The organism is Streptomyces spiramenti (genome assembly GCF_012034385.1).
GTDB classification, from domain to species: Bacteria; Actinomycetota; Actinomycetes; order Streptomycetales; family Streptomycetaceae; genus Streptomyces; species Streptomyces spiramenti.
Map to the genome: position 1 here is coordinate 1 of NZ_JAAVJB010000223.1, position 8,168 is coordinate 8,168.

General features: G+C 74.1%; 6 protein-coding genes. 5 read left to right on the top strand and 1 reads right to left on the bottom strand.

The genetic code is table 11. The features are described from left to right. Nucleotides 1-3,957, bottom strand: a 3,957-nt coding sequence (locus tag HCJ92_RS19920; RefSeq protein ID WP_167934990.1) for an Lhr family ATP-dependent helicase, incomplete at its 3' end; no start/stop codon positions are given. A 273-nt stretch (nucleotides 3,958-4,230) separates the two neighbouring features. Between HCJ92_RS19920 and HCJ92_RS19925 the strand changes: the two genes are divergently transcribed. The 5 genes from HCJ92_RS19925 (at nucleotide 4,231) to recX (ending at nucleotide 7,726) form a co-directional block, all read left to right on the top strand. Further along, a complete protein-coding gene (locus tag HCJ92_RS19925; RefSeq protein ID WP_167934995.1) occupies nucleotides 4,231-5,061 on the top strand; it encodes an AzlC family ABC transporter permease in 831 nt (276 codons plus the stop codon). Next, the gene (locus HCJ92_RS19930) at nucleotides 5,058-5,366 is read left to right on the top strand and encodes an AzlD domain-containing protein (RefSeq protein ID WP_167934991.1); all 309 of its coding nucleotides are present in this window, start codon (nucleotides 5,058-5,060) and stop codon (nucleotides 5,364-5,366) included. Before HCJ92_RS19925 ends, HCJ92_RS19930 begins: the two co-directional genes overlap by 4 nt. Before the next feature lie 58 nt (nucleotides 5,367-5,424). After that, nucleotides 5,425-5,619 (top strand): DUF3046 domain-containing protein, encoded by a 195-nt coding sequence (locus HCJ92_RS19935; RefSeq protein ID WP_167934992.1) that lies wholly within the window; start codon nucleotides 5,425-5,427, stop codon nucleotides 5,617-5,619. A 364-nt stretch (nucleotides 5,620-5,983) separates the two neighbouring features. Beyond that, on the top strand, nucleotides 5,984-7,105 hold the full coding sequence (gene recA, locus HCJ92_RS19940) for a recombinase RecA (RefSeq protein WP_167934993.1): 1,122 nt from the start codon (nucleotides 5,984-5,986) through the stop codon (nucleotides 7,103-7,105). Between the two features lie 3 nt (nucleotides 7,106-7,108). Continuing rightward, a complete protein-coding gene (recX, locus tag HCJ92_RS19945) occupies nucleotides 7,109-7,726 on the top strand; it encodes a recombination regulator RecX (protein ID WP_167934994.1) in 618 nt (205 codons plus the stop codon). The last annotated feature ends 442 nt before the right edge of the window (nucleotides 7,727-8,168 follow it).

The following is an 8,168-nucleotide window of genomic DNA, read 5'->3' on the forward strand; positions in this document are numbered from 1 at the left end:
CCCCGGCAGGCCGCCACGCCCGCCGTACCGGGCGCGAGGCGGCGACCGGCGCGCCCGGTGCGCCGTCGACCCCGCCGTCCGGCCCGAACCGAGCAGGGACCGCAGCGGGCCGAGGGTGTCGTTGGTCAGCCGACCGGACCACGCCAGTTCCCAGACCGCCTCGGCCAGCGCGGCGTCGCCCGCCGCCACCCCCGACGCGCCCACCCGCGCGGCGATGTCCCGGAAGAACAGGCCGAACCCGCCCTTCAGGGCGTCGAGCACCGCCCGGTGCGCTTCGGTCAGCTCCAGCGGGTGCGGTTCGTGCAGCAGCTGCGGTGCGGAGTCCGCCGGGAACAACGACACCCAGCCGTCTTTCCCGGCCAGTGATCCCGCACCGGCCCACAGGACCTCGCCCGAGACCATCAGCTCGTCCAGCATCGCCGGCGCGTAGCCGCGTACCCGTGCGGGCAGCACCAGCCGCTCCAGCGCGGATGCCGGAACGGGGGCGCCCTGCAACTGCTCGACCGCACGGACCAGGCCGTCCAGCCCGCGCAGACCGCCGTCGCCCGAGGCGGCCGACACGTGCTGCCACTGCGGGAGGAACTCGGCGAGCGCGGCCGGCGGCACCGGCTCCAGCTCCTCACGCAGCGCCGCGAGCGAGCGCCGTCGCAACCGGCGCAGTACCGCCGGGTCGCACCACTCCTGCCCTGCGTCGCCCGCGGGCCGGGCCGGGTGGAAGGCCCCCCGCACCAGCCGCCCCGAGGCGGTCATGCCCGCCAGGGCACCCTCGGCGACCGCCCGTCCCAACCCGAAGCGGGCCGCCGCCTCGGAGGTGGTGAACGGTCCGTGGGTCCGGGCGAACCTCGCCAGCAGGTCGATCAGCGGCTCCGCGACGGGTTCGGTGAACGCCTCCGGGACGCCCACCGGGAGCGCCGCGCCGAGAGCGTCCCGCAGGCGCCCGGCGTCCTCGATCGCCGCCCAGTGCTCGCGGCCCCCGATCCGTACGCTGATCGCCCGGCGGGCCGCTCCGAGCTCCGACGCCCACTCGGGCCGTGCCCCGCGCGCCGTCAGCTCCTCGTCCGTCAGCGGACCGAGCACCCGCAGGACGTCGGCGACGCCCTCCACGTCCTTGACCCGGCGGTCCTGGGCCAGCCACTGGAGTTCCCGTTCCAGCTCGACGAGCACGTCCGCGTCCAGCAGCTCGCGCAGCTCCGCCTGTCCCAGCAGCTCCGACAGCAGTCGGGAGTCCAGCGACAGCGCAGCGGCCCGCCGCTCCGCCAGCGGCGAGTCGCCCTCGTAGAGGTACTGGGCCACGTACCCGAACAGCAGCGACCTGGCGAAGGGCGAGGGCTCACGGGTGGTCACCTCGACCGTGCGCACCCGGCGCGACTCGACGTCCGCCATCAGCTCGCGCAACCCGGGGAGGTCGAACACGTCCTGGAGGCACTCGCGCACCGCCTCCAGGACGATGGGGAAAGAACCGAACTCGCTCGCCACCGAGAGCAGCTGGTGCGCCCGCTGGCGCTGCTGCCAGAGCGGCGTCCGCCTGCCCGGGTTGCGGCGCGGCAGCAGCAGTGCCCGCGCTGCGCACTCCCGGAAGCGCGACGCGAAGAGCGCCGATCCTCCCACCTGGTCCGTGACGACCTGCTCGATCTCCTCGGCGCCGAACAGCACGTCCTCGGCGCCCAGCGGCGCCTCGTCACCACCGGCGTCGGGAAGGGGGTCGCCGTCGTCCGCCATGCCGAGGAGGTCGGCGTCCGGGAGGCGCAGCACCAGGCCGTCGTCGGCGTGCAGCACCTGCGCGTCCAGGCCGTAGCGTTCGCTCAGTCGCGCGCCCAGGGCGACCGCCCACGGCGCGTGCACCTGCGCTCCGAACGGAGAGTGCACCACCACCCGCCAGTCGCCCAGCTCGTCGCGGAAGCGTTCGACCACGATGGTCCGGTCGTCCGGGATGTGGCCGCACGCCTCGCGTTGCTCGGTCAGGTAGGCGAGAAGGTTGTCCACCGCCCACTCGTCCAGCCCGGCGGCGGTGAGCCGTTCGCGGGCGCTGTCCGGAGCGAGGGCCCCGACCTCCCGCAGGAAGGCGCCCAGCGCCCGGCCGAGCTCCAGCGGGCGCCCCAGCTGGTCGCCCTTCCAGAACGGCAGCCGCCCGGGAACCCCCGGGGCGGGGGAGACCAGCACCTGGTCGCGCGTGATGTCCTCGATCCGCCAGGAGGTGGTGCCCAGGGTGAAGACGTCGCCCACCCGCGACTCGTACACCATCTCCTCGTCGAGCTCCCCGACCCGGCGACCCCCGCCGCGCGGGCCCGCCTCCCCGGCGAGGAAGACACCGAACAGCCCCCGGTCCGGGATCGTGCCTCCCGAGGTGACCGCGAGCCGCTGCGCGCCGGGCCGCCCCGTCACCGTGCCGGCCACCCGGTCCCACACGAGGCGGGGCCGCAGCTCCGCGAACGCGTCGGAGGGGTAGCGTCCCGCCAGCATGTCGAGCACGCCGTGGTAGGCGGATTCCGGGAGCGAGGCGAACGGTGCCGCGCGGCGGGTCAGGAGCAGCAGTTCGTCGACGTCCCAGCTGTCCATCGCGGTCATGGCCACCAGTTGCTGCGCCAGGACGTCCAGCGGGTTGGCGGGCACCCGCAGCGCCTCGATCGCTCCCGACCGCATCCGTTCCGTCACCACCGCTGACTGCACCAGGTCACCCCGGTACTTCGGCAGCACCACCCCCGAGGAGACGGCGCCGACCTGGTGGCCCGCGCGCCCCACGCGCTGGAGGCCCGACGCCACGGAGGGCGGGGACTCGACCTGGATCACCAGGTCGACGGCGCCCATGTCGATGCCGAGCTCCAGGCTCGACGTGGCCACGACGGCGGGCAGCCGGCCCGCCTTGAGCTCCTCCTCGACCCGCGCCCGCTGCTCCTTCGACACCGAGCCGTGGTGGGCGCGCGCCAGCACCGCCGGGGCCGACGCGCCGGCCCCGGAGCCGCCCATCAGCTCGGCCGGGCCGTGCTCCTCCGGCAGCGCCTCGCCGGTGTCCCGCTCGTACGCGATCTCGTTCAGGCGGTTGCAGAGGCGTTCCGCGAGGCGGCGCGAGTTGACGAAGACGATGGTGGAGCGGTGGGCGCGGACGAGGTCCACGATCCGCTCCTCCACGGAGGGCCAGATCGACGGCCGGTCGGCTGCGCTCGGGTCCGCCGGATCGTCCGCCGCCTCCGGGAGGCGTGACCCGCCCAGCTCGCTCATGTCGGGGACGGGCACCTCCACCGACAGCCGGAACTCCTTGCCGGAGGGCGGCTGCACCACCGTCGCCCCACGGCGCGGCGACAGGAACCGGGCGACCTCCTCCACCGGGCGGACCGTCGCGGAGAGCCCGATGCGCCGTGCGGGCCGCGGCAGCAGCTCGTCCAGCCGCTCCAGCGTCAGGGCGAGGTGCGCGCCCCGCTTGGTCCCGGCGACGGCGTGCACCTCGTCGAGGATCACGGTCTCCACCCCGGCGAGCGCCGATCTGGCGGCGGAGGTGAGCATGAGGAAGAGCGACTCGGGAGTGGTGATGAGGATGTCGGGCGGTCGGCGTGCCATGGCACGCCGGTCGGCCGCCGGGGTGTCGCCGGAACGGATGGCGACCCGGATGTCGGGCTCCGGCAGGCCGAGCCGGACCGACTCCTGCCGGATGCCGGTCAGCGGCGAACGGAGGTTGCGTTCCACATCCACCGCCAGCGCCTTCAGCGGCGAGATGTAGAGCACTCTGCAGCGCTTCTCCGCCTCGGCGGGCGGCGGGACCGAGGAGAGGCGGTCCAGAGCGGCCAGGAAGGCCGCCAGCGTCTTCCCGGAGCCGGTGGGGGCGACGACCAGCGCGTCCGACTCCGCCCCGATGGCCTCCCAGGCACCCGCCTGGGCGGCGGTCGGCGCGTCGAAGGCCCCCGAGAACCAGGCCCGCACGGCGGGGGAGAAGTGCTCGGGCACCGCGGCGGGGCGATCGGTCATGCGACCATCGTGCACCCTGCCACCGACACCGGCGTGCGGACGGCACGCGGGTGTCCCGGCGGTCACCGCGGGGCGATGCGCCGCCCGCCCCGTAATGCGGTCACGGTTCACCGGCGGGGCACCCGCGGGCGTTCCTCGGCCGGGCCGGGCCAGGCGGCCGGGTGTCCGCCAGGAGAACGAGGCGGGTGCCGGTACGACGCACGGGGCTACCGTGAACCCGTGACAGCCCAGGAACCGCCGGTGCCACCGGCCCCGCCCCGGGCGGGACAGCCCGTGACCGGTCCTCCCGACCGCCCGGCCGCTCCCGTCACCACCCCCGCCCCGTCGGTTCCGGTGCCGGACGCCACCGTGGCGCGCCGTGCGGCGGTTCGCGACGGGCTCGGGGTCGGGGTCGCCGTCGGGCTCTCCGGCTTCGCCTTCGGCGTGACGGCGGCGAGCGCGGGACTCTCCGTCCTCCAGGCCTGCGTGCTGAGCCTCCTGGTGTTCACCGGCGCCTCGCAGTTCGCACTCGTCGGCGCCGTCGCTGCGGGCGGCAATCCGTACACGGCGGCGGCGGGCGCCTTCTTCCTGGGCGCGCGGAACGCCTTCTACGGTCTCCGGCTCGCCGGGCTGCTCCGGGTGCGGGGCTGGCGGCGACCGCTGGCTGCGCACTGGGTGATCGACGAGACCTCGGCCGTGACTCTCGCGCAGTCGGACCCGAGAGCGGCACGTCTCGGCTTCGCCGTCACGGGAGCCACCCTCTACGTGCTGTGGAACCTGACCACCCTCCTCGGAGCGGTGGGCGCCGGGGCGCTGGGCGATCCGGCGGCGTGGGGACTGGACGCCGCGGGCCCCGCTGTGTTCCTGGCACTCCTGGCACCCATGCTCGGCGGGGCGCGGGAGCGGGCGACGGCGGCGCTGGCGGTCCTGCTCGCGCTGGTGTGCGTACCCCTGCTGCCGGCCGGTGTGCCGGTCCTGGTGGCGGCAGCCGCGGCGCCGGCGGTGCTGCTGGTCTCCGGCGCGCGCGCACGTTCGCGGCGCAGCGCCACCGCCGGAGCGGAGGAGCCGGCGCGTCGCGACGCCCGGCCGGGGGGCGGGAGCGGGGACGCGGGGGTGCCGCGATGAGCGTGTGGATCGCGATCGGGCTGACGGCAGTCGGGTGCTACCTGGTGAAACTGCTCGGTCTCTCCGTGCCGGCGGGCTTGCTGGAACGGCCGCTCGTCCGCCGGCTGGCGGTGTTGCTTCCGGTGGCGCTGCTCGCCGCGCTCACCGCACTGCAGACCTTCGGGGGAGGGCCCGGTGAGCTCGTGGTCGACGCCCGCGTCGCCGGGGTGGTCGCCGCGGCCGTCGCCGTGCTGCTCCGCGCCCCCTTCCTGCTGGTGATCGGGGTGGCGGTGGTGGTCACCGCCGCCGTGCGAGCTCTCGGTTGACGTTCGAGGTGGTCCCGCCGCCGGTCGGGTTCACGGAGCGGGGCGGGATACTGGGGGCATGCGGTTGACGGACTTCTGGCGGCGGATGGCGGAGCACTTCGGCAGCGGGTACGCGGACACCTTCGCGCGCGACCACGTGATGTCGGAGCTCGGTGGGCGGACGGTGCACGAGGCGTTGGATGCCGGCTGGGACGCCAAGACCGTCTGGCGGGCGGTCTGCGTCGCGATGGAGGTCCCGCCCGAGCGTCGCTGAGACGGTGAGGGGCGGGCCGGTCCGGGTCCGGGTGGTGAGCCGGTCCGGCGGTGCTCTCGTGACCCTGGGCACCCACGACCGCTGCGTCCCCGCGAGACAGAGGTACCGACCGAGCCAGGAGGCGGCCCGAGGGCAGGCTGACCACTCCTTCGGGTGAGGAAGTTCTCCACAGCCATCCTCAAACCTGCTGTGACCTGCGGCTTCTGGTTCTCCACAACCATGTGGAGCCACTTGACAGGAAAATCGAACACCTATTCTCATGAAGAGGGTCGGCTCGTCGCGGGTGGCGGTCGGACGCGTTTGTCAGTGGCAGCAGCTAGCGTCGGTCGACGTGAAGCGAACAAACCAGAAACCGGTGGCACCCATGGCAGCAGGTACGGACCGCGAGAAGGCGTTGGACACCGCCCTCGCGCAGATTGAACGACAGTTCGGCAAGGGCGCCGTGATGCGCATGGGCGACCGGAGCAACGAGCCCATCGAGGTCATCGGCACCGGCTCCACCGCGCTGGACGTGGCGCTCGGCGTCGGCGGTCTCCCGCGTGGGCGCGTGGTCGAGGTGTACGGCCCGGAGTCCTCCGGCAAGACGACCCTCACCCTGCACGCCGTCGCCAACGCCCAGCGCGCCGGCGGCACCGTGGCCTTCGTGGACGCCGAGCACGCCCTCGACCCCGAGTACGCGCGCAACCTCGGCGTCGACATCGACCAGCTCATCCTCTCCCAGCCCGACAACGGGGAGCAGGCGCTGGAGATCGTCGACATGCTGATCCGTTCGGGCGCGCTGGACCTCATCGTCATCGACTCCGTCGCCGCCCTGGTGCCGCGCGCGGAGATCGAGGGTGAGATGGGCGACTCCCACGTCGGCCTCCAGGCACGTCTGATGAGTCAGGCGCTCCGTAAGATCACCGGCGCCCTGCACCAGTCCAAGACCACCGCGATCTTCATCAACCAGCTCCGGGAGAAGGTCGGCGTCATGTTCGGCTCCCCGGAGACCACCACCGGTGGCCGGGCGCTGAAGTTCTACGCCTCGGTGCGTCTGGACATCCGCCGGATCGAGACCCTCAAGGACGGCACCGACGCGGTCGGCAACCGCACCCGCGTCAAGGTGGTCAAGAACAAGGTCGCCCCGCCCTTCAAGCAGGCCGAGTTCGACATCCTCTACGGGATCGGCATCAGCCGGGAGGGCGGCCTCATCGACATGGGCGTCGAGCACGGCTTCATCCGGAAGTCGGGTGCCTGGTACACCTACGAGGGCGACCAGCTGGGCCAGGGCAAGGAGAACTCCCGGAACTTCCTGCGGGACAACCCCGACCTCGCCAACGAGATCGAGAAGAAGATCAAGGAGAAGCTGGGCATCGGCCCGAAGCCGGAGACGCCTGCCGCGGAGCCTGCTGCCGACGCCGCGGAGACCGCCGCCTCGGTGCCCGCGCCGGCGGTCGCCCCCGGCAAGGCGACCAAGGCGGTCAAGTCCGCAGCAGCCAAGAGCTGACCGGTGCCGTTCGGAGGGGGTGCGGGGCGAGCCGGCCGTTCACGCCACCGGCGTGACACCACCGACGCCTCCGCCTCATCGGCAGGGGAGGAGCGGTTCGGGGGTGGTGAGCCGAAAGACCCGGTGGAGCGAGCGCGGGCGATCTGCCTGCGGTTGCTGACCGGGACTCCCCGCACCCGGAGCCAGTTGGCGAGCGCGCTGCGGCGTCGGGAGATCCCCGAGGAGGCTATCGAGACGGTGCTCTCCCGTTTCGAGGAGGTCGGGCTCATCGACGACGCCGCGTTCGCCGGCGCCTGGGTGGACTCCCGGCACCACGGGCGCGGTCTCGCCCGGCGAGCGCTCGCCCGTGAACTGCGGACCCGTGGCGTGGAGCCTGCCGTGATCGACGAGGCCGTCTCGCGACTCGATCCCGAGCAGGAGGAGGAGACCGCGCGGGCCCTGGTCGAACGCAAGATGCACGCCACTCGCGGTCTCGACCGCCAGCGCCGTCTCCGGCGCCTGGCCGGGATGCTCGCCCGGCGTGGCTACTCGGAGGGGCTCGCCCTCCGGGTAGTGCGCGAGGCCCTGGAGGCGGAGGGTGAGGACCCGGAGGAACTGGACCGGCACCTGCCCGCGGACTGAGCGGATCGATCGGACTTTCAGGCGTCCCTGCCACCCCATAGGTGTCTGCACGGAGGAGGCCACGCGGCGGCCAGCCGCGCCCCGCCTCCAAGCCCGGCCCCTCAGGGCCGGGTCACGTCGACCCCGGGTGGACCGAGGGCTGAGCGGGGCGAGCAAGAACGCCGGGCCGGACGGCGAGGGCGTCCGTCCGGGCTCCGGGGCCGCCATGGGAGTGGCGCGTCCGGGAGGGTGGCGGCTCGGTATCGGTCCACCGACCTGCCGGCCGCCGCCGAACCGGGTCCCGTTCCCGCCTCACGCGGCCCGGCACGGCACCGGAGGCGTGCTGCAGGGGGCCGCCGCTCGCCGTGCGACCGGTGCGGCGCCACCCGGAGGGCTCCGTGGACCCGCGAGCGCTGCTCACCCGAGCGTCCGCCGGGCCGCCGGGCCGCCGCGAACGGGTGAA

Bases quoted from the DNA above. Each gene is read 5' to 3' on its own strand.
- recA (WP_167934993.1), top strand. From the start codon at position 5,984: ATGGCAGCAGGTACGGACCGCGAGAAGGCGTTGGACACCGCCCTCGCG.
- HCJ92_RS19935 (WP_167934992.1), top strand. From the start codon at position 5,425: ATGCGGTTGACGGACTTCTGGCGGCGGATGGCGGAGCACTTCGGCAGC.
- HCJ92_RS19930 (WP_167934991.1), top strand. From the start codon at position 5,058: ATGAGCGTGTGGATCGCGATCGGGCTGACGGCAGTCGGGTGCTACCTG.